The organism is Vibrio genomosp. F10 str. 9ZD137, assembly GCF_049974785.1.
In the GTDB taxonomy this organism is placed as follows: Bacteria; Pseudomonadota; Gammaproteobacteria; order Enterobacterales; family Vibrionaceae; genus Vibrio.
The window spans coordinates 1-2,549 of record NZ_JBNGCJ010000959.1; the positions used below are offsets into that span (position 1 = coordinate 1).

Below are 2,549 nucleotides of genomic sequence, written 5' to 3' on the forward strand. Positions count from 1 at the left end.
CCGCCGTGAATCGTCACATTTGACGATGAGGATCTTGTGACCATTGCGGCAGAAAAAGCGTTCGTCGTATTGAAGAAAACCTTGTCATCGCCACTACCGGTGTCAATATCAATAGAGACGCCGCCATTGAATCCTTCAAAATTCAATACATCATCACCAGCACCTGATTTGATGACGATTTCGTCAACATTAGAGAAGCGTTGTGCTTTATCACCGTCTTTATAAAACTCAGAATAAACCAGAATATCGTTACCGGATTGAACGATACGGAACTCTTCATTTCCATCGATAAGCTCACCAACGGTACGATCGCCCGCATAGTCTCCCATGTTTAAAGTAAGCTTTCCGTTTTCAACATTACCTAACGAGAGTCTCGGCTCATAATTATGACTAAAGTCGATTAAGGTTTGTTTAGGAAGAATGGCCCAAGAGTCACCACCAATTTTTTCTTTGCCAAACAAATAGTTAAAGTAGACATCAAAATAAACATCTATTCCTGCCGATATTTTTCCATCTATTTCAAAGAGATACTCTGGCGTTTCAGTGATAAGTTGGATAAATTCAGAGGCGCGAATTTTGCCGTCTTCATTTGGGTCGGTTAAATCAGCACTAAAATCAGCATTTAAGTAGCCTTCAACGCCAGCTTTGAAGAGGAATAGGTTGACGTTGGCATCCAATGCAATGGTTGCGTTAAACCATGCTTCTGGCTTTTCTCTGCCGTTCTCATAATCCGCAATGTAAAAACCATCAAGAATATATTTAGAATTACCGCTTTCGATCATTTTGGTAAAGCCACTGGTATCGTAACCAAAGGCCAAATCAAAACCGAGATTAACGCTAAATTCAACATCAGCACTCAACCCGACCTTGGGTACACCAGGAACCTTGGCTCCTAAGGTTTTCTCGAAAGAAAGAGCAAAAGATGGAAAGTGCCACAAGAACAAATCGATGTTGCTGGTATCACCAGAAAGAAGTCTCAGCGCCATCATAGGATCGGTCAATATAGGCAATGAAAGACCATATTTACTGTCTGAACTGCTTGATTCACTGCCTGAAAGAGCACCAGCTAGAGCCGGATTCTCTTTAGAAAGGCTTCCGTATGGATCGTTAGCGTTAAAATCGCCCCCCGTCAGATTGGCTAAATCAAACTCATGTTCGCTCATTCCACCCGCAAACGGATCCGTATCTGAGCCAAAGTCATAAGTACCAAAGTTGATCGTCAAATCTGTTTTGTCTTCTAACAGTTCAATGAGCGTATTAACTTTGTTAACCATATCAATAAATTTGACCGCGCTATCAAAGCTTGGGTTTGCTCCAGACGTCATTTTACCGATATCTAATAGCGAAGTTCGACCCAGAATATCGGATATGCCTGGAACCGGAGAGTTGATAAAATCAAGAACTGGACGAATTGGGTCAAGTGCATCATCGACAAAGCCGATAATTGGTTTTAAGAATCCTTCTAAGAACTCGCCCACATCTAAAGTAATATCACGCAGTTCAAATGCCTCAACCGTCATTACTTCATGCTTTTCGCCATAGAGGACTTTTGAATAAGTATGGTCAAAGAATAAATTGGTACTAATGGCTGGCAAACTTACTGGTAAGTTATCTTCAAATCCTGCATCAAGCATAAGGTTAAGCACAGTCTCAAATTGAGCCAGTACCTCAACCATATGTTTCTGACCCTTCATTTCATCAAAGGTCATCATGCCATCGTCGTTACCGTCGTTAAGATCAATACCGATGGTACCGGTCAGTGATGTTTGAACATCCGCTGATTTGTTGTTTGATATCGATGCTTGAAGAATACCCAAACTTGCCGACAGCTCTGGCATATCGGAAAAATCAGCCACAATTTTAAGCTCAAGCTCATTGTGATCGACTAATACACCGTTAACATCTCTAACATCGTGAAGGTAGAAGCCATTTTCGATGCTAAAACCAAAGCCCAAAGCCATGCTGGCAATCGCACTCACACCTATAGTGCCATCTTCAACACTTAAACCTAGCCCTGGAAAGCCTAGGTCAGCATCTAAATCGATATCGGTATTAAACAGCTCGTAATCAAAATCAATCGTAAAGTCGACTGATTTTGATTCTACATTATCATTACCCGTTACCGTTACGTTCCATCCTAACTCATCAAATTGTTCCTGCAACACGCTTGCAATAAGCGTTGAAGTGGTTGGCGGTATACCAGGATAGTTGAGTTTAAATTCTTCTAACTCTTGCCATAATGCAGGGACAATGGCGTTACGCAGGTTGGAGACAAAATCCCCTGCCCCTTCTAACGCACTACCAATAACCGGGATCTCAAAACCAAACACACTGTCAGTTAGAATTTTATCTAGGGATGCAAAAAATGTATCTAAACCGCTGATGAGTATTTCAGGGTTATTGAGGTAATTGAGCTCCGCAAACATAGAGGCAAAATCAGGCGTTTGGATATCAACTTCACGCTCTCCGTTATCATCAACAATATCGCTGATATTAATGACAACATCACCTACTTTCACTCCGGCAACATACACTGGCAATATGGCTTG

At 41.6% G+C, this 2,549-nt stretch carries 1 protein-coding gene; it reads right to left on the bottom strand.

Annotation, left to right across the window (positions count from 1 at the left end):
- The coding region (locus ACP45E_RS20885) for a hypothetical protein (protein ID WP_158008408.1) at positions 1–2,549 on the bottom strand (2,549 nt) is incomplete at both ends.